Consider the following 25,937-nt stretch of genomic DNA (forward strand, 5'->3'; position numbering starts at 1 on the left):
ACTGAAGAGATGCCTTGTCCGATAGAAGAATACAACCTTCACCTTCTGAATAGATACAAAGAGACTATTTCAGATGGTGAAGGTATTCGTTTTTCTATCTATTTGGCTGGCTGCTCTCACCGCTGTAAAGGCTGCCACAATCCGGCGAGCTGGGATCCCAAAAATGGGGTACTGCTTACAGACTCCATTCTTACCGATATTATTGCAGAGATCAAAGAGAATCCTCTCCTTGACGGTATCACTATAAGCGGAGGAGATCCGTTCTATAATCCGGTCGGATTGGAGGCTCTCCTGTCCCGTCTGAAAGAGGAGACAGGAATGAATATCTGGGTTTATACCGGATATACATTGGAACAGCTCACCAATGATCCTCTGCTATCGCTTCCACTGAAATATATAGATGTACTGGTAGATGGGCCTTTTATCCAAGAGGAGTTCGATCCCACGTTGCGTTTTAGGGGAAGCAGGAATCAACGCATCATTTACCTTAAGAAATAAAACCTGTACGAGAAGTACATTTTTCCTTAACACCAACATTGAGAAAAGCAAATAAAAATCGCCCCGATGTATTCATCAGATACATCGGGGCGATTCTGTATATCGGGAAATCTACTTCCCTATCTTGTCCTATTATCTAAGAATAGACTTGAAGAACGGATTAGCCGCATATTTAGAGAACTCACGATCCATTGCGATTGTCTTCACGATGGAAGGATCAAGCTTAACAGCTTCCTTTAGAGCCTCTTCCACAACAGAAGCATTATCTGTGCGAGCAGCAACAAGAGCTTTCAAGTAGAAAGTCTTCGCATCCGGATTGGAAATCTTAGCGATAAGTTCGGCAGCCTTATTGTAGTCGTTTGCAAGGATTTGAGCTACCACTGCATTATTTGTGGCGTATCCCGAAAGTGTTTTGGCAGCTTCGGCATATTTACCTTGACGGATCTGCATCAATCCCATCACTTCTGCCATTTCTGGTACATTGGTTGCCGCGCTGAACAAGCTGTTTGCCTGATCCACGTTTCCGCTTCTCAAAGCAAGAAGACCGGTATTAAGCTGAGCTTCTGCAAGATCTTTTCCATTCACTTTAGCCACTGCCAATGCTCTGTTGAAGTATTCCGCAGCATTTGCATACTCTTTAGAAGCATACAGGATAGTACCTATATTATTCCATGCACGAGCATCATTAGGGAAAAGTTCAGTAGCTTTTTTGTAGATATTCATCTTTTCCGCAGCAGTCGGAACGAGAGTAGCAGAGTAAAGCAACTCTTCCACATTCAAAGCAGCCGGATTCTTTTGAGAAAGAGAAAGGATCTCCTCATCGCTCTTTCCGATAATCTCAACATTCGCTATCAAGCGAGAACGACGAAGTTGAGGCAGGATATCGTCTGCGAGTTGGCGGAATACAGCAGAAATATTCTTGATTTCCTGTTCGCGCTGGATAGGGTCTGTGTACATGGAAAGAACACGAAGGACAAGATCTTTATCCTGAATTTCGCTCTTCTCTACAAGTTCCTTAAAGCCTTCCCAGTCTTCAGCCGTGTAGTGAGCAGCTACCGGAGCATTGATGCGTTGCTTCTTCAACTCTCTGTTAAGGTAGTTGGTCGTATTTTTCTCACGTTGACCCGCAAGTCTTTCGTTCAAATCGAAAGCTCCATCAGGAGAAGCGTAAGCACGTACCTCTACATTTACATTCTTGTTTGCTGCATCATTGGCATTCTTTACGATGCTCTTCCACTCCTTCATTTCCGCTTTTGCCAACTCCGTAGGGCGAAGACCGGCTTGTTGGATAAGGAAGAGGATGTTTGCATTATGCGCTTCCTTGATGATGCGTTGGAATCCATCGGGAGCGATGGCAGGAGTAACATACTCCGTAGAAGCCAATGCTTCTGTTGCTATAACGCCTTCGCCCACTTTTACATCCGGAAGACGCACCTCTTTCTTGCCTACCTTTGCACGGAATGTAAGGAAAAGATCACTCTTTTGCATCTCCGGCTTGTAGTCAAATTCCGTATGGAACACCACTCTTTCCGCAGAAGCGTAAGGCACTACGGTAGCATTGCCACGCACCTTTTCACCTTGATAGGCTACGGGTGCCGCCGCCATCTCTCCTCCTTGATACCTTAGTACAGGAATGATGCTCACTTGTGCTTTCTTTGCAAACCATTTCTTTGGGAAAGAGATATTAACCTGAGCAGGCACCTTTCCGGCTGTCAGTTCCAGTGGTTGTGGATCCACATTGACGTACTGAGCTTGAAGAGGCTTCAGCTTCGCACACGATGAAGCCAAAAGAGATACTACAGCAAGAGTAGTAACAGATAGAATAATTCTTTTTGTCATATCAATTTACTGTGTTAGATAAATTTCGATCATGGTACTGCTGTATTCCGATAGGAACGAACACAACAAGACAAAGATAGCGTATTTTTATGATTTTCTTTACATTCACTTTGGCAAACAAAGAAAGAGCTGCTCTTGTCAGAGCAGCTCCCTCTCAAAAATCATAGCAAACTTCTATTATTCGTCTTTTTCCTTCTCTGCAGCATAATCTGCAAGAAGTTTTTCTTGTACATCTGTCGGAACAAGCTCATATCCTGAGAACTTCATTGTGAAGCTTGCACGTCCTCCGGTTATGGAGCTTAACGATGTCGAATAGCTGGAAAGCTCTTTAAGAGGAACTTTCGCCTGGATCTTTTCATATCCGGCAGCACTGTTCATACCCATGATGATGGCTCTCCGAGTCTGAAGATCACTCATAACATCTCCCATATAGTCTGCAGGAACAGAGACCGTAACGTCATAGATCGGCTCCAATACCTTCGGGTTGGCATTGCGGAACGCTTCACTGAATGCGTTACGTCCTGCAAGCATAAAGGATATTTCGTTACTATCCACCGGGTGCATCTTACCATCATATACCACGACCCTTACATCGCGGGCGTAAGAACCGGTAAGAGGACCTTGCTCCAAGCGAGACATAATACCCTTTAATATGGCAGGAAGGAATCGGGCATCTATGGCTCCACCAACGATCGAGTTCACAAAGACGAGCTTTCCACCCCAGTCCAAAGAGATCTCTTGAGTATCTCTTGCTGTGATCTTAAACTCTTGACCGCCGAACTTATAGCTTTGAGGCAGAGGGGTTCCCTCTTCGTATGGTTCTACGATAAGATGCACTTCGCCAAACTGACCTGCTCCCCCCGATTGTTTCTTGTGTCTGTAATCTGCGCGAGCGGCTTTGGTGATGGTTTCTCTGTATGGAATCTTTGGCTCATAAAATTCTACCGGAATTTTGTCGTTGTTTTCGAGTCTCCACTTCAATGTTCTCAAGTGGAACTCTCCCTGTCCGTGTACGATAAGTTGCTTCAACTCTTTGGACTGTTCCACTATCCATGTCGGATCTTCAGAGTGCATACGGGTGAGCGCTTCCGAAAGTTTTTCCGCATCGCTGCTGTTCACAGCCTTGATTGCTCTGCGATACTTCGGCTCCGGATACTGAACTTCGGGATAAGTGTAAGAGCAGCCCTTTTCGTTCAAGCTGTGTCCCACTTTCACGTCTTTCAGTTTAACGGTAGCGCCAATATCTCCGGCTTTCATCTCTGCCACTTTCTCACGAGTTGCTCCCGCTGCCACATAAAGTTGAGTGATGCGTTCTTTGCTCTCTTTATTTGCGTTAATGAGGTCATCGCCCTCTTTCACCGTACCACTCATAACCTTGAAGTAGTCCACTTCTCCAATATGAGGCTCTATGGCACTCTTGAAAAAGAGAAGGCTTACAGGACCTGCAGAGTCGGCTTTTACCTCTTCACCCTCATTGGTAAGGGCAGGTTCCATCTTATCTGTACATGGAACGATATTTCCAAGAAACTCCAAAGTACGTCTCACGCACATATCTTTAAGAGCACTTACGCAGAATATCGGGAAGATGCTGCGAGACACAAGACCCAATCTGATACCTTCTCTCATCTCCTCTTCCGATAATGTGCCTTGATCAAAAAACTTCTCCATCAACGCATCATCGTTTTCTGCTGCTGCTTCCACCAATGCCTGGTGATAAGCCATAGCCTTTTCCTGCTCCTGTTCGGGTATGTCGAGCACATCGGGTACACCGCCTTCCGGTTTCCAGCGGTACATTTTCATCTTAAGGACGTCCACGATCTCGTTAAAGCCTGTACCCACGGTTACCGGATATTGTACCGGAACGGCTTTGGAGCCGTATCTTTCTTGCAGCTGGGCTACGCTGTTATCAAAGTCGGCTTTTTCATGATCAAGCTGATTGATGATGAAGATCACCGGTTTCTTAAACTGCTCTGTATAACGGAACTGATTGATCAGCCCCACTTCTATACCGTACTGAGCATTTACGACCATCAGAGCCGTATCTGTAACACTAAGAGAAGAAACCGCTGCACCTACGAAGTCATCGGATCCGGGGCAGTCGAGAAAGTTGAGCTTTCTACCTTGCCATTCTACTGAAAACAGCGTAGAGAACACAGAATATCCATAGTCTTTTTCTACCGGGAAGTAGTCCGAAACAGTATTTCCTGCTTCCACTGTTCCTCTACGCTTAATGACACCGCCTTCAAATAGCATTGCTTCCGCAAGCGTGGTTTTACCTGAGCCTGAACTGCCCAGTATAGAGATATTTTTAATCTCTTCGGTTTGGTACACTTTCATAACGTCCTTATGTAAGATGGTTTGAAATTATAATAGCTTATTTTATATGTCTCAGAGCCAAAATGCCCTCTTCTGTCGGGCAAAACTCTGCGACTTTCCCCGAAAATTAGTACTAATATTTCAGAAAAACAACATTTTGTCCGTTTTTGTACCGATGGAGAGGTCATCGCTTTGTATCAAAGATACAGAACACTCTATTACAATAAATTAGACAGACATACCTGCTTTTCGGTAATTCTCTTGCTCCACACCGCCGGAAGCCTTTCGGAAAGAATGCCGTTACCCGAAAGAGCCACGAAAAGACGGATAAAACTCTTTTGATAAAGCCATCCAAAAGTTCTCCCGAACCTGTCTGTTTCTTTCTCCAAACGCATTAAAATTTACAAATCAGGAGCTGAATATTGAAAGTCAAACCTTGAGAAGCAGGACTCAAGTTTTGATTTGCAAACATCAAGCCTTGATTTCAAGATTCATAAAACTTCAATCCTCTTTTTTAACACGATAAAAAGAACTATCGAACAGCTTAAAAGCAAATTGCATACACATCCTTAAATATGGGATAAGGCTGTAAGCATTTGTAACCGGCTTACTCACAGAGAAATTAGTAGAACTTGGATATTGCTTTTTTCGTCAAACTCCTCTACCTTTAGGGGAGATATTTTACAGACATGAAACATTCCAAAGCGTTTTTTGCCACTCTGGCAATTCTCCTTTTCCACATAGCCGGTTACGATCTTTCGGCACAATCTCCCGTAGATTATGTATCTCCTCTCATAGGGACACAGAGTAGTTTTGAACTCAGTTCGGGGAATACCTATCCGGTTATAGGCAGACCGTGGGGCATGAACAGCTGGACACCGATGACCGGAAAGCCCGGAGACGGCTGGCAGTACACCTATACGGCTCACAAGATAAGAGGCTTCAAGCAGACCCATCAACCCAGTCCCTGGATCAACGACTACGGGCAGTTTTTCATCATGCCCCTGATGGCTCCTCCTGCTCCACACGGAGAGGGGGCGGAAGATATGAAGAAGTGGTACTCGCTTTTCGATACCGAGCATTCCGCCTCATGGTTTTCGCACAAGGCAGAGAGCGTTACACCCTATTATTATAGCGTATATCTTGCCTCCCATGACACCTTTGTGGAGCTGACCCCAACGGAACGAGCCGTGATATTCAGAGTAGCTTATCCGAAAAAGAGCAGGGCAGAACAGCTCCGTTGGTTGCTGCTGGATGCTTTCGACTCCGGCTCTCTCATAGAGCAGAAAGATGCTTACACGCTGCAAGGGATCTCACGAAAAAACAGCGGAGGCGTGCCCGAAAATTTTGCCTGCTACTTTACCCTGAAGTTTTCCACACCGATAAAGAGCATTCGCAAGATAGAGCCGGATGTCGCGGGACACGCCAGAGTGGCTGTGGAGATAAAGTCTCCGGAGGTGGAGATCAGGATAGCCTCCTCGTTCATCAGCGCACGGCAGGCGGCGCAGAACCTTTTGGAAGTGGCAGACAAGAGCTTCGAGCAGGTGCGAGACAGTGGCAGAGCGGAGTGGAACAGGTTATTGGGTCGCATAGAGATAGAGGGCGGCAGCACCGACCAACGGCGCACATTTTACTCCGCACTCTATCGCTCTCTCCTCTTTCCAAGAAGATTTTACGAGATAGACCCGAAAGGAAAGATCGTCCATTACAGTCCGTTCAACGGACAGGTGCTTCCGGGCTATCTCTACACCGATACCGGCTTTTGGGATACATTCCGTTCTCTCTTTCCGCTACTTAATCTCCTCTATCCGGATGAGAACATCAAGATGCAGGAGGGACTGCTCAACAGCTACCGCGAAAGCGGATTCTTTCCGGAGTGGGCAAGTCCCGGACATAGAGACTGCATGGTGGGCAACAACTCTGCGTCCGTCCTTGCCGATGCCTATCTCAAGGGAGTCATGGTGAAAGATACCGCCACACTCCGAGCCGGACTGCTACACGGAGCCAACGCTGTGCATCCGTCTGTGTCGTCCACAGGTCGCAAAGGTTGGGAAGCATACAATGAGCTGGGATACGTTCCGTGCGATATTGGGATAAAGGAGAGTGCCGCACGCACGCTGGAATATGCGTACAATGACTGGTGTATATGGCAGCTGGGAAGAAAACTAAAGTGGGAAGCGTCTCTTCTGAACACGTTTGCACAGAGAGCCATGAACTATCGCAATCTGTTCGACTCCGAAACATCCCTTATGAGAGGCAGGAACAGCGACGGTACTTTTCAGACACCGTTCTCTCCTTTGAAGTGGGGAGACGCTTTCACGGAAGGGAATGCGTGGCACTATACATGGTCTGTGTTTCATGATCCGAAAGGTCTCGCCTCTCTGATGGGCGGAGACAGGAAAATGAGTCTTATGCTCGACTCCGTGTTCTCTACTCCTCCTGTCTTCGATGAGAGCTATTATGGCTTTGTGATTCATGAGATTCGAGAGATGCAGATAGCCAATATGGGCAACTATGCGCACGGTAATCAGCCCATACAACACATGATATATCTCTACAACTATATAGGCGAACCGTGGAAGGCGCAAAGCCGTTTGCGTGAAGTGATGGATAAGCTTTACAAGCCCACACCGGACGGTTACTGCGGTGATGAAGACAATGGTCAGACTTCTGCCTGGTACGTTTTCTCCGCACTCGGATTCTATCCGGTTGCTCCTGCATCCGAGCAATACGTATTGGGCTCTCCGATTTTCCCGAAAGTGAAAATCGCTCTTCCCAATGGCAGGAGACTGCTTCTGAATGCAAAAGGCAACACGTCCGACACTCCTTATATATATGGTATGACGGTGGACGGGAAAGTATGGAACAAAAACTTCCTGACCTATTCGCAGCTGCTGAAAGGCGGTGAGATCTCTTTCGAGATGAGCAACAAACCCAACAGAGAAAGGGGAACAACGGAAGAAGACAAGCCTTACTCCTTCTCGAACGAATACGGAAGAGCCGTAAGCGGAAACAAGCTATGAGAAAAATGGCGTATCTTTGACTCCTGTTAATAAATGCAATAGAAGAATAACCGCTATGCTTACAATAGAAAACCTTTCCGAGATACTCGAACAGGAAGCTCGTGCCGTACGAAACATTCCTTTAGGTTCGTGCTATCAGGAGGCTATAGATCTTATACTTAAACATGTGCATACCAATGGAGGTAAACTGGTTACATCCGGTATGGGTAAGGCAGGACAGATCGCGGCAAACATGGCTACGACATTCAGCAGTACAGGTACTCCCGCCTTTTTTCTGCATCCGAGCGAAGCACAGCATGGGGATCTTGGAATAGTCTGCCCAAATGACCTGATGCTTCTTATCTCCAACTCCGGCAAGACAAGAGAGATACTCGAACTGGTAGAGCTGTCTCGCAGGCTTGTTCCGGGTATTCCGTACATCTGCATTACAAGCGATACGGAGAGCGTATTGGCTCAAAATGCCAACATCGTCCTCCATACGGGATCGCCTAAAGAGGTCTGTCCGCTCGGACTGACTCCCACGACCAGCACAACGGTAATGACCGTCATGGGCGATCTTCTCGTTGTGGGCGTGATGGAAGCCATCGGATTTTCCTACTCGGAGTATTCCAAGCGTCATCACGGCGGCTATCTGGGATCGAAGAGTAGGGCTAAAAGCGAAGAGCTGTAACGACGCTTCGAGACCGTGAATATCCTCATCGTAAATACGCATCTCTCCGGCGGTGGAGCGGCAATAGCTGCACGCCGTTTGAGAGATGCTTTTTCTATGATGCCGGATGTCGATGTGGCGTTTCTCTCTTTGGAGAAAAAAAGCGTTGCAGACCGGTTCAACTTTGTGGCGGAACGCGCAGAGATCTATCTGCATAACGGTTTCCGCAGAGATAAGATCTTCCATATCTCCACGGCTTTATGGGGTAGAGACATTTCGTTGCACCCATTGGTGAAGTGGGCGGATGTAATTCATCTGCACTGGATAAACCATGGGATGCTCTCCCTGAAAGGATTGGAACGGCTCGCGAGTACGGGGAAGCCGCTCTTTTGGACCACTCACGACATGTGGCCATTCACCGCAGTGTCTCCACATTTGGGCGATCCGAACAGCTACGAATCACCTTGGAGCGGCAAGGAGAGCTCTCTTGTGAATCGTGTATGGCGCCGGAAGCAGAGGATATACCCCGTTCTCCGCCCCTCTTTTATCTGTTGCAGCGAATGGATTGCCGGGAAAGCAAGAGCTTCCAAACTCACAAAAGGTCTCGACATAACCACCATACCGAATGCGATAGACACGGACAGCTTCTCCCCTCCTGCCTCTTTCTCTTTGGAGCAGAAGCGTATAGTGGTGGGCGCGGTGCAGACAGACGACCCCCGAAAAGGGTTCGACGAACTGCTCTCCGCTCTTCATCGTCTGCCCTTGAAGGAGATGAACGTGGTGGTAGATGTTTTTGGAAAGCTCTCTCCTCACGCTTCCGCTCTTCTGGAAACCCTTCCGGTGGTTCTTCATGGATACATCGGCTCGGAAGAGGAGATGATTAAGCTTTACCGTTCTGCCTGTATGCTGGTGGTTCCGTCTCTGTTTGAGAATCTCCCCTGCACTATCATGGAGAGCCTGAGTTGCGGTACACCTGTTGTGGCATTCGAGACCGGAGGAATACCCGAAATGATACAGCCGGGAAAGAGTGGCTTTTTGGCAGAGTATGCCAACCCTTCGGATCTGGCAAAGAAGATAGAACAGATGCTTCTGCTGCCACCTTCGGAGTATCTGGCAATGCGTTCCGCCGCAAGAGAGAAAGCCGTATCGTGCTACTCGTACACAAAGGTCGCCGAACAACACTTACGGCTCTATGCCTCCCGACTGCGAGGGCAGAGCTGAACGAGTGTCATATTGCAGAGTATGGCTAATTGACTAATTTTGTAAACATCTATATTAAAAACCTGTAAACAGAATGAACCAACCCACAGAACCCATCGTACTCAGCACTCCGCGCAAGTGCATTGTCGGTGTTCAGTTTCTATTCGTAGCTTTCGGAGCTACTGTTTTAGTTCCTCTTCTTGTAGGGCTTGATCCCTCCACGGCACTCTTTTCTGCCGGGATAGGAACGCTCATCTTCCACCTCGTTACCAAGGGCATCGTGCCAATTTTTCTCGGTAGCAGTTTTGCCTTTATCGCTCCCATTATCAAAGCCACCGAGCTTTATGGATTGAGCGGTACCATTTCCGGCATTGTCGGAGTAGGAGCGGTCTATCTCATTATGAGTGCTCTCGTCAAGTGGCAAGGGCTTAAAGTGATCCGCCGACTCTTTCCTCCCGTCGTGATAGGTCCGGTAATCATTCTCATCGGACTGAGTCTCTCCTCTGCCGGAGTGAATATGGCGAATCAGGACTGGCTGTTGGCAATAGTCTCTTTAGCCGTTGCGGTGTTTGTTACAATCTATACACGAGGTCTTCTGAAGCTGATTCCCATCTTCTGTGGTATCCTTGTCGGCTACCTCTTAGCCCTCTCTCTCGGAAGAGTGGATCTGTCTGCCGTTGCAACAGCCCCATGGTTCGGACTTCCTCAATTCATTCCTTACGAAGGTTTTGCGTGGGAACCCATTCTGTTTATGATTCCTGTTGCAATAGCTCCCGTTATCGAACACATCGGCGATGTATATGTGGTGAATACGGTAACCGGTAAAGATTTCGTCAAGAACCCCGGACTTCACCGCACTCTACTCGGAGACGGACTGGCGTGTATAGCTGCAAGCTTTATCGGAGGCCCGCCCGTAACAACCTATTCAGAGGTTACCGGTGCGATGTCATTGACCAAAGTAACAGACCCGGTAGTGATCCGCATAGCAGCTGTTACCGGTATCGTCTTCTCGATGATAGGTAAAGTGAGTGCGCTGCTCAAGAGCATTCCTCCGGCTGTACTGGGCGGTATCATGCTGTTACTCTTTGGAACCATTGCAAGTGCCGGCATCGTCAATCTGATGCAACATAAACTGGACATGACCAATACCCGTAACGTGGTGATCATCTCCATTACCCTCACCATCGGTATAGGCGGTGCGGTGTTCTCTTATGGCGATTTCTCTCTCTCCGGCATCGGGCTTTCTGCCGTGGTTGCCGTGCTGCTCAACCTCATTTTGCCTTTAAGCAAAAAGGAAAAAGAGAAAGAAAAGCGTCGCCGGGAAGAGTGCGAACAAGCATAACAAGATGAAAGAGCAACCGGTTATAAAGCGATACTTCATGGAGTTGGGCTATGACGGCAGCTCCTTTTCGGGTTGGCAGATACAGCCCAACGGCATCACCGTGCAGGAGAGCATCGAAAAGGCGATGAGTACGATAGCACAAAAGCCCGTAAGCATCGTTGGTGCCGGACGCACGGATGCCGGAGTTCATGCCGCCCGAATGGTGGCACACTTCGACTTTGAGGGGGATACCCTCCCGTTCGATGCGCATAAGATCAACCGCTTGCTCCCAAGAACCATTACAATCTACCGGATATACGAAGTTGCCACAGACGCTCACGCCCGCTTCGATGCCGTCGAGCGCACCTATCACTACCGTATCCACTTCAACAGAGACCCGTTCCTGAGACACTTCTCCACGTTTGTCCACCACCCTTTGGATATAGAAGCGATGAACCGAGCGGCTCTGTTTCTGTTGGGAAAGCAGGATTTCACCTCTTTCAGCAAGCTCCACACGGATGTCAAGACCAATATCTGCACCGTCAAACGTGCAGAGTGGGTACGGGAAGAGGGCGAAGGCTACCGTTTCGAGATTACCGCAGACCGTTTTTTAAGGGATATGGTACGAGCCATCGTGGGTACACTCTTTTTGGTAGGGCGTGGAAAGATGGCTCCGGAAGGGATACGAAATATTTTAGAACAGAAAGACCGCTCGGCAGCAGGGATGTCCGCCCCTGCCGAAGGGCTTTCGCTTGTGGATATCAAATATAACTTTTAACCAACGGATATGGATACAGCATTCTCTACACCGCATCCCCGAACAGGGATATATGCCGGAAGCTTCGACCCCTATACCATCGGACATCACGACATAGCCTTACGGGCACTGGAGATAGTAGACCGGCTCATCATTGTCGTAGGTATCAACCGCAACAAGCAGCCTTTTCTTTCCGTGGAAGAGAGGGTCGAGACCCTGCGCCGCATCTATGCAAAAGTTCCGGCCATCTCTATCGTGGCTTATGAAGGACTCACCGGTGCTTTCGCCCAAGCTCATGGGGCTTCTCTGCTGATACGTGGGATACGCAACGTAGCGGATATGGAGTATGAGAGAAACATGGCAGAGTTCAACCGCAAGCACTTCAACCTCGAAACCGTACTGCTTCTCTCCGCCCCCGAACTCTGTTCCGTCAGCTCCTCTCTCGTTCGAGAGCTGGCATCGTTCGGAGAACCTTATAAGCAATATCTGCCTCAGCCGGAAGAGTAAAAGGCTTGTTTCTCTGTCTGCTTTTATCTAAATTTGCTTCGACCCCTGTTTACATGGGGGATTTTAATAAAAACCATAAGACACAGAGAGGAGCAAACCATGAACCGAAAAGTTATTTTGATGGCACTGATTGCCGTTGTTGCGCTTCTGTTAAGCGGCTGTTCCATGATGAGAGCATACAGAGATCTTCAAGATCTACCGCCCGGAATCACCAAGCAAGAAGCTCAAAGGCGTCTGCGTCCCATAAGCATGATGTTCGATAATCAGGAGTTTTACCGGGACGACAACGGAGACATGATAGAGATTCTCACTTATAAAGACAATCAGGGAGATACTCCCTTCTCCGTGCAGTATATACATCTCATCTTCAAGAACAACATCCTTGTGGAGAAGCAGGTATCCCGTCCCGGAATGTTTATACCAAGACGTCCGATGCCTCCCGCACATCCCCGCAGGAGATAATCCCAAAGCACAGAAGAGAAAACAAACACTATATATATGAAGAAGAAAAAAACTTTTTTTGCAGCGGCTCTGCTTGCCTGCACGTTGGGTCTGAGCGGTTGCGGAATATTCGGACCCTCTTACGCCAGCAAGATGGATGCCATCTCTTACGGAGCCAAGAAGAATGACGTACTGCGCCAGCTGCGCTCCATGAAGAGCAGTCTTCAAGGCACAGAGTTCTACAAAGATAAAGAGGGCAAAGTGATAGAGACATTGGTGTACAGACACACCCAGTATGAGGGTTCCAATCTACTCATCACCTACACCTATCTCATCTTCCAAGACGGCTTGTTGGTAGAGAAGAAGATCATGTCGGACACCGCTTCTCAAGGCTATAAGCCGGCAGTGCCGACACCGGAAGTGCAAACCACCAAGTAGTCTCACACTTCACACTCTGCAGGTATGACACTCTATTTGGCAGGCATACTCATCATTGCCATTCTGTTGGTTATTCTTTCCATTTCGGACATTTCCAGGCTCAAAAAGCAAAATCTCGGAAATAAAAAGGGAAACACTCGTTTTGTATGGCCTATTATCAAACTCTGTATAGGTATCATCGGAATCATTTCGGTCATATTAAGGGTGATTTGAGAGCCATATTCAACCCATAAAAACAGCGTGTACGGAGACCGTTTCGTACACGTTGTTTTTATATATTCCATACCGAAAAATGCTCCCTTTTTTTCGGCTCTCTATTTTGATCGGAGGGGTCGTTTTCAGAGGGGTACCGGATTTGTTAAATCAGCCCGTTTTATTAACACTATTTTCGATACCTGTTAAGCAAAAACGCTAAACGAGCATATTCTTCCGGCTTAACGTGTTTAATTTTTCAACGAACACGTTTAGTGATTTCATTAAACACGTTTACCGGATTCGATTAACGTGTTTAGCCAAAATGGTTAAGGTGTTAATAATCAGACCGCTACATATTTTTGCCCTAAAATACACCTGAAAAGGCAAATTTCTTCATTAGGAAACGTTTACAGACACGGGTGTTAAAATTTACACCTATTAACGCGAAAAAGCCCCATCAAACGGACTGAGAAAAAAATTTTTCCAAATTCGCGCTGATTTATATTTCTCTCTATTTCAAATCATTACAACAGAGAACAGAAAATTTCACTCCAAAAAGAGAGAAAACGGAGCAGTTTCGGAGCAGAGCGTGAGCACTCCGTTTTTATATAAAAGTGCACTTGAAACCGGCTCTTATCTCTGACATATTTTCTCTACATTTGCACCGAGACCAACCATTATCCATACCCATGATAGTAGCTCGAAAGAAACGAAAAGAAAATATCTCCGAATACCTCCTCTACATGTGGCAGGTAGAAGATATTCTGCGCGCACTGAAGCTCGACACCGAGGCGATCACCTCTTACGTCAAGAACCAATACCGGCTGGAAGAGCCGTTGCAGTCCGAGACACTCCAATGGTATCTCTCTCTGCGCGATGAGCTTATAGCGTCCGGAGCTACTGCGGAAGGACACCTGCCTCAGCTCTCCAAGCTGATAGAGCACCTCGGCTCACTCCATAAGGCATTGCTGGAAGATCCCACGCAAGGTATCTATTCGGCTCTCTTCTACAAAACCCTTCCCTACTTGGTTCATCTGCGTACAAAGCAGAAGTCGTCCAAGCCCGTCGGAGAGATAGAGACCGCTTATATCGCCGTCTATGGCTATATGACCCTTCGGCTGAAAGGGGACGAAGTCTCCCCTTCTACGATGGAAGCCATCAGGCAGATCTCTCTGTTCCTTGCCATGTTGGCGGACAGGTTCCATGCCGTAGAAGAAGGAGAAATCTCTCTGTCCCACTTTCCTACAAACGCTTAAACAGGTCTGCGTCGTAAGATATTTCGCTCTCTTTGATATAGTCGAAGAGGGTCAGGCTGCGCACTTGGTAGAAGTAGTACCAGTAGAAGAAGAGTTCGGAGATATGTTTCTGCCGTGCTTCGTCTCTGGCTTTCTGTGCATCGTTCAGCTCCAGAGTGCTTATCTTGCCTATCATGAAGGTCTCTATGCCGGTCTTGTACCGCTTTTCGGCGATGCGGTCGGCACTGCGTGCAATGTGGAGTTGTTGTGCTTGGTTGTTGAGCTGTTCTACCAAAAGGAACAGATCTTGGTCGAACTGCTGAGTCTCTTGCTTGATTTGCGAGCGCATCACATCACGGGCACTCTCCGCCATCTTCACTCTTGCTTTTCGTTTGCCCCAGTCGAGCAGAGGTATCCTAACGCCTACCTGTACGATCTGATTCTCTTGAAGATTGCCGTAAGCCTCTCTCCACTGTTCGTGTTGTCCGGTATATCCGAGCGAAGCAAAGAGATCCACCTTGTAGCGTTCGCCTTTGGCGCGTGCCACTTCGCTGTCCACTTCGAGCTGTTTACGGCGGATGCGATGCACGAAAGAGTTGTTTTTGTGAGCCTTAGCCAGTACATCGCCATAGTGGATGCGCTTGGCATCTACCGATGCAGGCACTACGGGGAGGATGTCTCCGTCTGTGATGATGCCGAGAAAAGACTTCAAGCGGAACAGCTTGCCGTTTCTGAGCGAGCGTGCTTCCGTCTCTTTCCCGTTGGCTTGAAGCAGGTTCAGCTCCAGTTGTAGCAGTTCGTTCTCCGAGATCTGCCCCATCTCCCGTTTTGCTTTAGCCACTTCGTGCAGCTTTTTGGCGTTCTCTCTGTTTTGGATTGCGATGCGCAGATTTTCGTCTGCAAGCAGCAACTCGAAGAAGTGGCTGATAGTCCGCATCGTGGTTTTCTCCCGTTCTTCGAGATAAGCAGCCTTGGCTTCTTCATACTTTACCGGCTGTATCTTGGTCTGCCAACGGAGTGCATTGTAGCCGAGAATGGGCTGAACCAGCGTGATGGTTGCCGGAATGGTGAGAAAGTGATTGGCTTTCGTGAACGGACGGACATACTCCAGCGAGGAGACCACCGAGATGCGACCGCCGGTGAGAGGGATGTTCTGATCTATGGAGAGCGATCCGCTTGCCTGCAAAAGGCGGGAGCGGACGAACTTGTAGCTGCCGTCTCCCTCCTGATAGAGGTTATAGCCGCTCTTGTAGTTGGGCAGATCTCCCGTAAAGTTCACTTCCGGCAACAGCTCTGCACGGTATGTGCGATACTGCCAGTAGGCTGTACGCAGACGGTCGAGCGCCACTACGGCATCCACACTTTGGGCTTGTGCCATCTCTATGGCTTGTTCGAGTGTGAGGGTTTGCGCTATCGAGTCCGACTGTGCTTGCACATCCTGCCCGGAAGCAGGCAGGATGGCGCATAGCACAATACAAACGCAAATGAAAAAGTTATGATAGAAGTATTGTTTCATTACTGCGTATTTTGAGGTTGTTATTACTCTTCTTTCAACACGACGGATGGCGGAATGTTTACTGCTTTACGGGCAGGAATCCAGATGCCAAGTATTACCATCAGCATCATGAGCAGGTAAGCCGACCCGAATCCCCATAGGAAACGCTCTAAAGTCATGGTATCCCACCAGAAGGCAAACCCCAGCTTCGAGATGCCGTAAGAGAGTGGAAGAGCAAAAGGAATGGTGAAAAGCAAAAGCAGAAGCCCTTCTCCGATATAGCGGCGAAGCAGTGCCGCCGCACGATCTCCGAGTGCCATCCGAACGCCCATCTCATGTTTGCGCTGGTCTGTACGGTACCAGAAGACACCGATGACACCAAGCAGAACATTGATGGCAAAGAATATGACGATGGAAGCATAGTTTTTCATCTGCTTTATATACGGAGCATCGAAGCTGCTTTTCATTTCTGCAAAACTCCTTATATCGGAAACGATCAGGTTACAATTGTGCAGCGTGGGAGCAATTTCCTTGAGAAAACGCTCCTTGAAAGCGTGATCGGCAGAAGGTTTGATGCGCATAGAGATCTCCAGATACGGGAGATTCGGATGGTCTCCATAGGAGATAAACTCCTCTTCGGTAGGATAAAGCAGCTGAAAGAGAGAGGTGTTCCACCAATAAAAGGTATTCTGCTTGAGGTCTCCGGATACTCCTCCGACGATGCCAAAGATGTTTCCATCGCTCTCTTTCAACTCCAGACCTATCGGATTGACGTTATTCGGAACTAAAGCTTCGTTCAGACCTTTGGAGATGACCAGCTTATTATCTCGAAGAGCTCTCTTGAAGGCTTCCGTACTGCCTTGTTCGTCCATAATCCTGAAGATGTCCAAGAATTCCGGTTCCACGCCACGGACCATAACCCAATCTTGTACATGCAGAGAATCGGAAGATAAAGTGGTTATACGGTTACTACCCATATGAGGCGTAGAGTGCATCGAAATAGCAACGGCTTCCACTTCTGGCAACTTCTTCAAGCGGTTTTTCACCTCCAGCATACTGGCTGCATAGGTGCGATAACCATCGCTCTCCGGAGCGATATAAAGCGGAGAGGTGTTGGGTAAGATGCTATGAAAAATGCGATAAGTGTGGGCAGTATCGAATCCGGTCGGTTTTAGTGCTTCCGAAATCCTGTTGTAAAATATATTCATAATGCCCCAAAAGCAGAGTAGAACCAGAAGAAGTTCGAGGAAGATGGCAATATTCTGTCTGCGCTCATTCCACATTATTTTAAGTTGATGCTTTATCATGACTATTTCTTGAGTGATAAGGATTCTACAATAGGCTTCTTAGTGGCTCTCCATGCCGGTATGAAAGTGGAAATGAAGTTGATCACAAAGCAGCACAACAGTACCATCAGGAATGCTTGTACGGATATGATGTTCCAAACAGGTAGCGCCACTCCATCGGAATAAGTATAATAATTGCCTTGAAACAATGTATTGCTTGAGAGATAAACAAAGATTACGGCGAGGACAAATCCAAGGATACCGCCTAAAAGGGACTGTATAAAGCTCTCCGAAAGAACCTGATTGAGCAATCCTCCTTTCGTTGCTCCAAAAGATCTTCTAAGCCCTAACTCCGCATATCGTTTCTGCATACGGGAAGAGGTCATCGCCGCAAGATTGATCGCCGGAATAAGCAAAAAGATCAGGATGGATACGATGTTTGTCCGGTTTACCTCCTTCATATCGGGCGGGATATTGGATGCAGACCTGTTGAAGTGTACCCAAAAGTCGTCCGGTTGCTCCATTAAACTGACTCTGTGAGTGCGACTCTTGTCGGCATTGAACTGCTCTATCCGTTTCTCTACCTCTGCTCTTATCTCCGGAAAGTCCGCTTTGCTCTTTGCCATAACGGCAACCATCACATTTCCGGAAGGCTCTGTTGTCTCAGGGAAATCTTCTACGGAGTAGGGATACCAGGCATTGGCATACGCATCTTGCGCCAACTCGAATGCGTTTTCCACCACTCCCACAATAGTGTAAGGGCTAAAATTGATAAGGATTTCGCGTCCGACCACATCGGTAGTCTGGAACACCTTACGAGCCATATCTTCATCTATCACCGCCTTAGCAAGCCTGCTGTCGAAATCTTCTTGCGTAAAGGGCGATCCGCTGATGAACTTAAAGCGGAAAACATCCCAGAACTGCGCATCGGTTCCCCGTGTTACACCTTGAGCATTATTCTTGGAACCGGGAGCGGAGAACGGTGTCCCGTCCTGTCTGAACAGGTACGATGCCACAACCTCTGCACTTTCGATAGGTTTGAGAATCTCTTCAACGAAAAATCTTGCTATGCCTCCGTTGCTCTCTCCTCCGTTTTTACCCTCCGGATCTTTGTAGATAGACTTAATATAAGAGATATACAGTGTGCGATCTCTATTCACTTCGGGATAGACCGAACCGGTCTCCACGCTATGCACCATAAACTTTATCATGAGCATGCAAACAGCAAGAGCCGTTCCAAGAATCATGATGGTGCTGAGCACGGGAGCCTCTTTTATCAGGCGGAAAGCGTGCTTAATATATTGCTTGATCATTGTCTCTGGATTTAATGGTTAGGCTTACTGTATCTGTCTACCATCGAAGAAACGAACGATCCGATGGGTTTGTTCTGCCTGCTTTTCGGAGTGCGTTACCATGACAATAGTACGTCCGTCTTCTCTGTTAAGCTCTTGAAGAAGCGACATCACCTCTGCGCCCATCTTGGAGTCGAGATTACCGGTAGGCTCATCCGCAAGTAGAATAGTGGGGTTGCCTATCAATGCACGAGCTATTGCGACACGCTGACACTGTCCGCCCGATAGCTGACTTGGAAGATGCTTCATGCGGCTGCTGAGACCCACTCTCTCCAAAACCTCTTTAGCCAATCGTGTGCGTTCCGAACCGGATACGCCTCCACGATAAAGGAGAGGAAGCTCTACGTTGTCCAGCACATTGAGGGAGTTGATAAGGTGAAAACTTTGGAAAACAAAGCCAAGATGTTGGTTGCGAAAGCGGGCAAGCTCTTTATCCGAAAGTCCATCGGTTTTCTTTCCGACCAGTTCCACCGTTCCGGCAGTAGGCTTATCGAGCAGACCTATCACGTTCAAAAGCGTGGACTTACCGCATCCCGAAGGTCCCATAATGGATAAAAACTCTCCTTTTTCTATTTCCAAGTTCACATTGTCCAGTGCCAATGTTTCAATCTCTTCTGTTCTGTAAATTTTGTTGATGCCTGTAAGGCGGATCATTGTGTTTGTTTCCATACTGTTTTTAGTTTTATAGTTTGTTATTCTGTTCTTGTTTTACATTTACTCTTTCTCTTTAAGAGCATCTATCGGAAGTATTCTCATCGCCCTTGTAGCGGGAATAGCTGCGGCAATAATAGAAATAATCAAAAATGCCACTAAGGTCAGAACGATAGCCATACCGAATCTTCCGATGCTATTATCCATAAGATCGTTTATGGTGATAATAATATCGTTGTAAGCTAAAAAGGCACAGACCACGATGGCAGGCAGGACTGCGAAAAGCAGTATATACACTACCTCCGCCATCACTTCAAGGACAATGCTCACATTGGTAGCACCCATCGCCTTCTTTACACCTATCTCCTTTACTCGTCCTTGCATACGGAACCAAAAGATTCCACCTATTCCGAGAAATATGTTGAGGAGGAAAAAGATCATCACAGACAGCACCCCACGCATCACCAACGTGTTCCCGTTAGAGAGGTTATAAGTATCTCGTGTCTGTTTCAGTGCCTCCACGTTGTTGAGATAAGAGGGTCCCTGACTCAACTCATTCCTATACTCATTCATGAAGTCCTCGACAAAGTGATCGCTGTCCACTTTTGAACGTACTCGGATAAAGAAGTCGGCAGACGGCATATACATATACAGCGGCATGGGTGCTATCACAAAAGGCTCGAAACGTTCAAACTCTTCCAGTCTCATCGAAGGGATCACGCTTCCCACCGTAAACTTGTTCATCTCTCGATATTCGTCTGTAGGGCTGTATTGCACACTGTAAAAGTCTTTGAATAGACGTCCTTTTACATCCACTTCTCCCCATACACCATGAGCCAGTTCGGGAGTTACTGCAGCATATCTCGGTGCTATTTCTCCCCAATGTTCGAGCACCTCTTTATCCACTTCTACTCCGAACGTATCGAAGTACCCCTTTGTCGTATAGATCACTTTAGCTTCCGTAAGCATGGTATCCTGCTCCAAAGCATAGGCTTGAAACATATTTCCCGTGTACGGAGTGGTACCCACGATGAGCGTTGCAGCCTCTACGCCATTGATGTCTTGCAGTCTGGAGAGTATTCTTTCCGCATTCTTACGGTTTATCTCATTGATCTGCTCCATATCCATTCCCTCATAAGAGAATGTCCTATTGGCTCTCATCTCCACTCTGTATACGTGATCTATATTGTATCCGCTACTTTTAAGCAGGGAGTTCATCGAGACATAAAATATGTCCATACAGTACCACATCAGAATGAATGTAATAAACAACCCTGCGACCGGAGCCACATTGGAGCGACGCTCATTCCACATTTTATGTATCAGTTGTCTCATAACTGTGTCAGATTTCTATTTAATGGTTTGTATGATTTCGGCTTTAGCATAACGATATGCCGGATATACCACGGAGAGTAAGCTCAACAGGAGGCAAACCCCAAAGAGGACCAGCAACACGCTCGGACTCAAAATGGCACTTACCGGAATCTGTAAAGCATCGACATCCATCGTACCTGCCATACCTGCCAAAAGCCAGTTTTTGGAAAGATAGACCAAAATAAAAGAGAGGATGATGCCTATAATGCCGGCAAACATGGTCATCAGGAGATTTTCCCAAATGAGCATCTTCACGATTTTCACCACTGTTGCGCCGTAGGTTTTACGCACACCGATCTCTCCCCTGCGCTTCTCCACCAGCGTGGAAACCATACTGCTCATTGTCAGAGCAGGTACAAGCACAAGAATACCCAGCAGTAGCACTACTATCAGTCTGGCTGTACCATTTTCTCCGAAAGACAACATCTTTCCCTTGATATCTTTCAGTCCCACTTCCACAGCATACTCGGAAAGAGTCGCATTATGCTTTGCCAAACGATCTTCAACAATATCCGTTACCTGCTTGATAGATGCACCCTTTTCCAGAAGTAGCACTGCCAAACAACGACCACGTGTCCCTTCTGCACTTCTTTCGGGACTGAACCGCCGATGAACCGCAGGCAAATAAACCTCTGCATAAGCATTAGAGAAGAGTGCACCAACTTGCTCTACCACGCCGGACACCTTAATCTCTTTTCCCATATTGAGTCGGATATATTTCCCAACAGCATCTTCCGAACCGAACAGATGCTTTGCCAACTTATCGGAGATCACAGCATCGTTATCTTCGTCCTTATTGCGCTCTGCATCAAAAGGCTTTCCGCTCAAAAATATGAACTCATACATTCGGAAAAAGGTTGGATCTACCAGCTTTACCATAGCGCTGGTTTCGTTGCCCGCTACCCCCGAAACGTGCGATCTGGATATACATTGCTCTGCCTGTTTCGTTGTTTCCGAAAGCGCCCAACTGTTGTATGCCACCATCTCCACTCCGGGTAGATCTTCGTACAATACCTTTGCAAGATCAAGAGATATACCCGTATTGATATCCGATCTCGGTTCTTTCTTATATGTTCTACCTGCATCTGAGAAAAGCATACGACTTCTATTGTTCTCTATCCCTATATCTCCTGTGCTGAAGAAATAGATCATGTAAACCACCATAGAGAAGGCTATCGAAATAGAAAAACTCGCTATGAGTATGCCATAAAGCACTCTGTTCTGTTTGATGTTTCTTATCAGCTGTTTCATCTTCTTACTGTTTTAGAGAGAGTGAACTCCTGTTTTCGTACTGCTTCATATCGCTCACCACCACTTTGTCCCCCTGTTGAAGCCCGGAAACAACCTCTACATGACTAAAGTTGCTCTCTCCAAGCTTGACCTCCCGACGTACAAGAGTATTCTTGCCATCCAGCACGAAAAGATTGTATATACCTGCACCGGCGTAGTAAGTACCGTTAGCAATGCGCACCACATCCTCTTTCTCCGAAGTGAGCACATGCACATCCGCTCTAAGACCGGAGCGCAAAACGGAGTGGGCATCCTCGTCCAGCTGAACCATGAAAGAGATTACACCGTTCTTGGACATCGGGGTTACACTGCCCACGATACCGGTCAGCGATGTCTTGCCGACACGTACTATCACTTTGGATCCCGTGCGTACTCTGTCGCTGTAAGCGTCTGCAATCTCGCACTCGACCTTGAAATGAGAAAGATCCGATATGATTGCCACCTGCGTTCCGGCAGGTACTTGTGTTCCCACCTGAGTGTTGATGAAAGTGAGCACAGCCTTACGGGGCGAACGGATCTGGGCATCATCCAAGACGCGCTTCATCTCTGCCACGCTCTTCTGAAAGATTCGCAGCTCCAACATCTTCACTTTAAGCTCTGCTTCGGCTACGGTTCGGCTGTTGGAAAGTTGCTTTTGAAGCTGTTCCTGTTCAAGGGTAGAGACATTGTAGCCCAGCTCTATCTCTCTCACTCTATCCTGTGTACCGGCTCCGATGCTGTCCAGATATTTTTCGTTCCGCATCTCTACCTGTTTGCGACGAGTCTGCATCTCTCCCACCTTTACACGCATCTCCAAGTCGCTCAGACTGCTGTGAGAGCGAGCCTTGAGCTGCTCGATCTCATACTTCTTCATCTCAAGCTGATCCAACATCTTGTTGTACTCCGTCTCCGTACTGGCAAGATCGAGCTTCAAGATAGGTGTACCCACATCCAGAGAATCTCCTCCTCGCTTGTAGACTTCCAATATCCGGCTCGAAATGGGAGTAACGATCACCTCCTCTATGGATGGCACCACTCTGCCCGAACCATTTACGGAGACCTCTATATTGCCTTTGTCTGCCGTAGCCATAAGGATATCTTTCATATCCACGGAGGGTTTCATCCAAATGCCCAGCAGCACAATGACCACAACCACAGGCACTGCAATGATGCCGTACTTCAACCACTTTTTTCTCTGCACCTTTTGGCGCTCTGTCTTTGATATTACACGATCCATATTCTGTTCGTTGTTTCTGTTTGTTTCACTTTGCCAAAATAGGAGCAATGGGTATGCCAAAACAGCTAACCAACTGATATACAAAACAAACAACAAATAGGGAGTGTCCATTATCGGACACTTTGCTCCGAAAACGGACACTCCGAACGGACAGTTGTCCGCTTGTGCTCCCGATTTTGCCTTTCCTGCTTCCCCAAAAACAAGAAGCGGGAGAGCCAAAAATTTCTTGCGAAACAGCCCCTTCTCCGACACTCATTTTTATATATTCCATACCGAAAAATGCTCACTTTTTTAGCCTCTCTCTATTTGCTCCGGAGGGGTCGTTTTCAGAGCACGACCAAACTGTTAAATCCACCCTGTTTTATTAACACAAATTCCGATACCTATTCATCCAAAACGCCAAAGCAGTATATTTGGTCGGCTTAAAGTATTAAGCGAAATCAATAAACGTATTTACCGATTTCATTTAATACGTTTACCGGATTCGATTAAAGTATTTAGCCAAAACAGCTTATATGCTGACTACCAACACTTTCCGAAAATATGCTGCTTTTTAAGGCATTTCAGCGGCAATTTAACATTAAGAAAACTTCACTCCCAACCTCCTTATTTTTCAACTTTATTAACGCGAAAACAGCCCCTAAAACCGACCGAGAGGAGAAAAAATCGCAAACTCAAGATTTTGCATATCCATTTGACGCCCAAATCATTGAGCCATATTTTCGAGCCGAACGACAAAAAAGAGAAAGAAAAACCGCTCCTCCCTCAGCCCTTTTTTGTCCCTCCATTTTTATATAAAACCTCCAGACAACAGCTCGATCATTTTGAGGGAAAAATGGGGCAACAAAGAGGGAAAAAATCATTCCTTTTTATGATGTCCGAATGACCGTGAAAAACAAAAAATTTCCGTAACGGGCAGTCCGAAGAAATAGCCGTACAGACTCTTTTTTCTTTCCTCCCGAAAAAGGAGAAAACGCTCTCTACTCCGGAGAGAGTGGATCGTAAGAGAGAGGCGTTGGCTAATAGCGCGATTTTGACTAACTTTGGTTGTTCTCAACAAGAGTGCTCCCTCTCTATCCGAAACAAGAACGAGAGAGGGTCGGACTATAACACACAGATATGATCTATAAGCTCACATCATCATATATCACTACACTGCTCTTCGGGTTGCTCTGTTTCTTCGGAGCGGTCTCTCATTCTGCGGCACAAAGCGGTGCAATAATCACGGCGGAGGAGGCGGATAGCAGAATCTTTGCAAACCGTGCGGCTCTCCTGCTGAACGAGGAAGACCTTGGAGCTAAAATCAATCACCTGCACTGGGCAATAGAGCTGGACAGCACCAATCTTGCGGCATACGTGGAGCTTGGAAACATTGCACTCCGCACCAACAACATCAATCTTGCATCGGAATACCTGCTTAAAAGCTACGACTTGAGCAATAAAGATCCTTTCTTGGGACAGACACTCCTGAGGATTGCCATGGCTATGCAGAACGAGAAGCTGGTCTTGAAGGTGGGCGAAGAGCTGCTGCAAAATTCGCCGGAAGACTTGGAGGTGTTGGACTCAATGGCTCGGCTCTACGAACAGAAAAGGATGCCGGAAAAGAGTATCTTCTATCTCCGGAAGATGAACGGCATTCTGTCGGATGAGATAACCATTACCTTCCGCATCGCTCAAAACTTTGCCCTGAACAAGCAAGAGGATGAGGGGCTCAAAGAGATAAGCCGGTACATTTCGGACCACCCTATGGAGCTGAGAGGTTATCTCTCCATGATGGCGTATCTGAACATGATAGGACGGGAGGAAGAGGCTGTAAAGTACATCGGACAGATCCCGAAAGAGCTGAAAAAGAGTCCGGAAATAATCCTCACAAGAGCGAGACTTGCGCTGAAAGATGGCAACTATAAGGAGGCAAAGAAAGAGTTCGGAGCACTGCTCAGAACGGATGGCATAGATCCTCAAGCCATTGACGAGCTTATCTCTATGCTCGCCCCTTATGTATCGAAAGAGAATGTCTCTTTTCTGCAGGAGTTTGTTCCGTTTTTTGAAGAGATAAAGCAGGAATACGAGCAGACCTCCTCCATCGCGCTCTTCCTTGCCGACATGTACATCGCTCAGGATAAGACGGAAAAGGCAGAGGCGATATATTCCGAACTCATCGAGCGCGGAGCATCTGACATGAAGCCTTACAGCTACATGATTCAGAAAGCAATGACCGCCTCGAATGCGGCGGAAATGATACGCATAGCGGAAAAGGGAAGAGCCGCACACCCTACAAGACCGGACTTCTACATCTACAACGTACTGGCTCTTGGCGAACAGGAGAAGCCGGATGAGGCTTTGGCAGTAGCCAACAAAGGGCTGGAAGTGGCAGACAAAGGCTCTTTCCTCTACGGGCATCTACTCTTTGTCTCCGCCGATCTGCTCAATGAGAAAGGCGAAACGGATGAAGCTCTGAAACGATACGAGCAGGCATTGGGCTATCTGCCCAAAGATGCATTGCTGCTGAACAACTATGCTTATGCGCTTGCCACATCCAACAGAAACATCGAACGGGCAGAGGCTCTCGCAAGTGAAGCTATACGGATAGACTCATCCAATGCCTCTTTCTTGGATACATACGCCTGGATACTCTACTTACGCGAAAATTATGGCTTGGCGAAGTACTACATCGAGAGTGCCATAAGGAACAGCAAGGAGGGAGTAAGCAGTGTGTTGCTGGATCATTACGGGGATATTTTATGGAAACTCAACGACAAGGGGAATGCCGTAAAAGCTTGGCAGGATGCGTTGAAAGCCGGGGCGGAAGATGGTGAGAAGATCAAGAAAAAGATAGAACAGGCTGCATTGTAAT

The 25,937-nt window shown here is 47.3% G+C and carries 21 protein-coding genes; 12 read left to right on the plus strand and 9 right to left on the minus strand.

Features of this window, described 5'->3' with window-relative positions; genetic code table 11:
• Window positions 1-9: 9 nt before the first annotated feature.
• Window positions 10-498, plus strand: a complete 489-nt coding sequence (nrdG, locus tag JT26_RS05840) for an anaerobic ribonucleoside-triphosphate reductase activating protein (protein WP_036847516.1) — start codon at window positions 10-12, stop codon at window positions 496-498.
• 132 nt (window positions 499-630) lie between these two features.
• On the opposite strand, the gene JT26_RS05845 is transcribed toward nrdG, so the two are convergent.
• Both JT26_RS05845 and JT26_RS05850 read right to left on the minus strand, forming a co-directional pair.
• Window positions 631-2,337, minus strand: a complete 1,707-nt coding sequence (locus JT26_RS05845; protein ID WP_036847519.1) for a tetratricopeptide repeat protein — start codon at window positions 2,335-2,337, stop codon at window positions 631-633.
• 177 nt (window positions 2,338-2,514) lie between these two features.
• A complete protein-coding gene (locus JT26_RS05850; protein WP_036847522.1) occupies window positions 2,515-4,674 on the minus strand; it encodes a translation factor GTPase family protein in 2,160 nt (719 codons plus the stop codon).
• A 668-nt stretch (window positions 4,675-5,342) separates the two neighbouring features.
• Between JT26_RS05850 and JT26_RS05855 the strand changes: the two genes are divergently transcribed.
• From JT26_RS05855 to JT26_RS05900, 10 genes are all read left to right on the plus strand, one after another.
• Complete coding sequence (locus JT26_RS05855) at window positions 5,343-7,676, plus strand: GH92 family glycosyl hydrolase (RefSeq protein ID WP_036847525.1); 2,334 nt, start codon at window positions 5,343-5,345, stop codon at window positions 7,674-7,676.
• Between the two features lie 55 nt (window positions 7,677-7,731).
• Window positions 7,732-8,346 carry an SIS domain-containing protein gene (locus JT26_RS05860; RefSeq protein ID WP_036788179.1) on the plus strand — a complete coding sequence of 205 codons (615 nt, stop codon included), beginning with the start codon at window positions 7,732-7,734 and terminating at the stop codon, window positions 8,344-8,346.
• A gap of 15 nt (window positions 8,347-8,361) precedes the next feature.
• Window positions 8,362-9,546, plus strand: a complete 1,185-nt coding sequence (locus JT26_RS05865) for a glycosyltransferase (RefSeq protein ID WP_036847530.1) — start codon at window positions 8,362-8,364, stop codon at window positions 9,544-9,546.
• Window positions 9,547-9,619: 73 nt separating this feature from the next.
• Entirely contained in the window at window positions 9,620-10,867 is a 1,248-nt protein-coding gene (locus JT26_RS05870; RefSeq protein WP_052110386.1) for a uracil-xanthine permease family protein, read from the plus strand.
• Window positions 10,868-10,871: 4 nt separating this feature from the next.
• Window positions 10,872-11,624 (plus strand): tRNA pseudouridine(38-40) synthase TruA, encoded by a 753-nt coding sequence (truA, locus tag JT26_RS05875; protein WP_152567001.1) that lies wholly within the window; start codon window positions 10,872-10,874, stop codon window positions 11,622-11,624.
• A gap of 9 nt (window positions 11,625-11,633) precedes the next feature.
• The gene (gene coaD, locus JT26_RS05880) at window positions 11,634-12,110 is read left to right on the plus strand and encodes a pantetheine-phosphate adenylyltransferase (protein ID WP_036847533.1); all 477 of its coding nucleotides are present in this window, start codon (window positions 11,634-11,636) and stop codon (window positions 12,108-12,110) included.
• 99 nt (window positions 12,111-12,209) lie between these two features.
• Window positions 12,210-12,572, plus strand: coding sequence for a hypothetical protein (locus tag JT26_RS05885; protein ID WP_036788187.1), 363 nt, complete (start codon window positions 12,210-12,212; stop codon window positions 12,570-12,572).
• A gap of 36 nt (window positions 12,573-12,608) precedes the next feature.
• Complete coding sequence (locus JT26_RS05890; protein WP_036788190.1) at window positions 12,609-12,989, plus strand: hypothetical protein; 381 nt, start codon at window positions 12,609-12,611, stop codon at window positions 12,987-12,989.
• Window positions 12,990-13,013: 24 nt separating this feature from the next.
• On the plus strand, window positions 13,014-13,202 hold the full coding sequence (locus tag JT26_RS05895; protein WP_036788192.1) for a hypothetical protein: 189 nt from the start codon (window positions 13,014-13,016) through the stop codon (window positions 13,200-13,202).
• A gap of 671 nt (window positions 13,203-13,873) precedes the next feature.
• Entirely contained in the window at window positions 13,874-14,440 is a 567-nt protein-coding gene (locus JT26_RS05900; protein ID WP_036847538.1) for a DUF4924 family protein, read from the plus strand.
• Here JT26_RS05900 and JT26_RS05905 read toward each other — a convergent pair.
• Genes JT26_RS05905 through JT26_RS05935 form a run of 7 tightly spaced genes read right to left on the minus strand, consistent with a single transcriptional unit; the run spans window position 14,427 to window position 23,083 of the window.
• Window positions 14,427-15,935, minus strand: a complete 1,509-nt coding sequence (locus JT26_RS05905) for a TolC family protein (RefSeq protein WP_052110387.1) — start codon at window positions 15,933-15,935, stop codon at window positions 14,427-14,429. The two genes, JT26_RS05900 and JT26_RS05905, sit on opposite strands and share 14 nt — an antisense overlap.
• 23 nt (window positions 15,936-15,958) lie before the next feature.
• Window positions 15,959-17,221: an FtsX-like permease family protein gene (locus JT26_RS05910; protein WP_036847541.1), complete on the minus strand. Its 1,263-nt coding sequence runs from the start codon at window positions 17,219-17,221 to the stop codon at window positions 15,959-15,961.
• 2 nt (window positions 17,222-17,223) lie between these two features.
• Window positions 17,224-18,513: an ABC transporter permease gene (locus JT26_RS05915; protein ID WP_036788198.1), complete on the minus strand. Its 1,290-nt coding sequence runs from the start codon at window positions 18,511-18,513 to the stop codon at window positions 17,224-17,226.
• Between the two features lie 24 nt (window positions 18,514-18,537).
• Window positions 18,538-19,206, minus strand: a complete 669-nt coding sequence (locus JT26_RS05920; RefSeq protein WP_036788401.1) for an ABC transporter ATP-binding protein — start codon at window positions 19,204-19,206, stop codon at window positions 18,538-18,540.
• Window positions 19,207-19,266: 60 nt separating this feature from the next.
• Entirely contained in the window at window positions 19,267-20,538 is a 1,272-nt protein-coding gene (locus JT26_RS05925) for an ABC transporter permease (protein WP_036847544.1), read from the minus strand.
• Between the two features lie 15 nt (window positions 20,539-20,553).
• Window positions 20,554-21,828, minus strand: coding sequence for an ABC transporter permease (locus JT26_RS05930; protein ID WP_036847547.1), 1,275 nt, complete (start codon window positions 21,826-21,828; stop codon window positions 20,554-20,556).
• Window positions 21,829-21,832: 4 nt separating this feature from the next.
• A complete protein-coding gene (locus JT26_RS05935) occupies window positions 21,833-23,083 on the minus strand; it encodes an efflux RND transporter periplasmic adaptor subunit (protein ID WP_036847757.1) in 1,251 nt (416 codons plus the stop codon).
• A 1,119-nt stretch (window positions 23,084-24,202) separates the two neighbouring features.
• Here JT26_RS05935 and JT26_RS05945 point away from each other — a divergent pair.
• Window positions 24,203-25,936, plus strand: coding sequence for a tetratricopeptide repeat protein (locus tag JT26_RS05945; RefSeq protein ID WP_036847553.1), 1,734 nt, complete (start codon window positions 24,203-24,205; stop codon window positions 25,934-25,936).
• Window position 25,937: the final 1 nt, after the last annotated feature.

The sequence above is a fragment of the Porphyromonas sp. COT-108 OH1349 genome (assembly GCF_000768755.1).
Lineage (GTDB): Bacteria > Bacteroidota > Bacteroidia > Bacteroidales > Porphyromonadaceae > Porphyromonas_A > Porphyromonas_A canoris.

Coding starts and splice junctions, on each gene's coding strand:
- nrdG (WP_036847516.1), top strand. CDS start 10: ATGCCTTGTCCGATAGAAGAATACAACCTTCACCTTCTGAATAGATAC.
- JT26_RS05845 (WP_036847519.1), bottom strand. CDS start 2,337: ATGACAAAAAGAATTATTCTATCTGTTACTACTCTTGCTGTAGTATCT.
- JT26_RS05850 (WP_036847522.1), bottom strand. CDS start 4,674: ATGAAAGTGTACCAAACCGAAGAGATTAAAAATATCTCTATACTGGGC.
- JT26_RS05855 (WP_036847525.1), top strand. CDS start 5,343: ATGAAACATTCCAAAGCGTTTTTTGCCACTCTGGCAATTCTCCTTTTC.
- JT26_RS05860 (WP_036788179.1), top strand. CDS start 7,732: ATGCTTACAATAGAAAACCTTTCCGAGATACTCGAACAGGAAGCTCGT.
- JT26_RS05870 (WP_052110386.1), top strand. CDS start 9,620: ATGAACCAACCCACAGAACCCATCGTACTCAGCACTCCGCGCAAGTGC.
- truA (WP_152567001.1), top strand. CDS start 10,872: ATGAAAGAGCAACCGGTTATAAAGCGATACTTCATGGAGTTGGGCTAT.
- coaD (WP_036847533.1), top strand. CDS start 11,634: ATGGATACAGCATTCTCTACACCGCATCCCCGAACAGGGATATATGCC.
- JT26_RS05885 (WP_036788187.1), top strand. CDS start 12,210: ATGAACCGAAAAGTTATTTTGATGGCACTGATTGCCGTTGTTGCGCTT.
- JT26_RS05890 (WP_036788190.1), top strand. CDS start 12,609: ATGAAGAAGAAAAAAACTTTTTTTGCAGCGGCTCTGCTTGCCTGCACG.
- JT26_RS05895 (WP_036788192.1), top strand. CDS start 13,014: ATGACACTCTATTTGGCAGGCATACTCATCATTGCCATTCTGTTGGTT.
- JT26_RS05900 (WP_036847538.1), top strand. CDS start 13,874: ATGATAGTAGCTCGAAAGAAACGAAAAGAAAATATCTCCGAATACCTC.
- JT26_RS05905 (WP_052110387.1), bottom strand. CDS start 15,935: ATGAAACAATACTTCTATCATAACTTTTTCATTTGCGTTTGTATTGTG.
- JT26_RS05910 (WP_036847541.1), bottom strand. CDS start 17,221: ATGATAAAGCATCAACTTAAAATAATGTGGAATGAGCGCAGACAGAAT.
- JT26_RS05915 (WP_036788198.1), bottom strand. CDS start 18,513: ATGATCAAGCAATATATTAAGCACGCTTTCCGCCTGATAAAAGAGGCT.
- JT26_RS05920 (WP_036788401.1), bottom strand. CDS start 19,206: ATGATCCGCCTTACAGGCATCAACAAAATTTACAGAACAGAAGAGATT.
- JT26_RS05925 (WP_036847544.1), bottom strand. CDS start 20,538: ATGAGACAACTGATACATAAAATGTGGAATGAGCGTCGCTCCAATGTG.
- JT26_RS05930 (WP_036847547.1), bottom strand. CDS start 21,828: ATGAAACAGCTGATAAGAAACATCAAACAGAACAGAGTGCTTTATGGC.
- JT26_RS05935 (WP_036847757.1), bottom strand. CDS start 23,083: ATGGATCGTGTAATATCAAAGACAGAGCGCCAAAAGGTGCAGAGAAAA.
- JT26_RS05945 (WP_036847553.1), top strand. CDS start 24,203: ATGATCTATAAGCTCACATCATCATATATCACTACACTGCTCTTCGGG.